Source organism: Micromonospora sp. M51 (assembly GCF_018070305.1).
Lineage (GTDB): Bacteria > Actinomycetota > Actinomycetes > Mycobacteriales > Micromonosporaceae > Micromonospora > Micromonospora parva.
The window spans coordinates 1-496 of record NZ_JAGPXZ010001473.1; the positions used below are offsets into that span (position 1 = coordinate 1).

Below are 496 nucleotides of genomic sequence, written 5' to 3' on the forward strand. Positions count from 1 at the left end.
GTCCTGGTCGGACTGGTGGGAGCGGGCCGGCGCCGATCCGGCGCTCGCCCCGCTGGTCGCCCGGCGTCACGCGATCTACCCGACCGGGCACAGCCCCGAGTGGAACCCACCGGTCTCCTGGCACCTCGCCGCGCTCACCGCCGCCGGTTTCCGCGAGGTCGGCACGCTCTGGCGCGGCGGCCCGGACGCCGCGGTGGCGGCAGTGCGCTGACACCACCCTCCGCCGGCAGCGCGGCAAGCCGACGGCAGTGCTGACGCCGCTGACGCCGGCACTACGCTGAGGAGCCGTGCCAGAGCCGTTCGAGCCGCGTACCGACCCCGACGTCGATCTGCGCGTCCCCGCCGACCGCCGCGAGCTGACCGCGCGCCCCGCGACGATTCTCGCGGTGATCGCGGCCGGCGGCGTGCTCGGCGCGCTGGCCCGGGCCGGTCTGCAACACGCCGTTCCGCACCCGCCGACCGGCTTCCCGTGGGCCACGTTCACCATCAACACGTC

At 76.2% G+C, this 496-nt stretch carries 2 pseudogenes; both read left to right on the plus strand.

Annotated elements, in window-relative coordinates:
• Positions 1-211 (plus strand): annotated as a pseudogene (locus tag KBX53_RS35515) (SAM-dependent methyltransferase); the annotation flags it as partial.
• 76 nt (positions 212-287) lie between these two features.
• Positions 288-496 (plus strand): annotated as a pseudogene (locus KBX53_RS35520) (CrcB family protein); the annotation flags it as partial.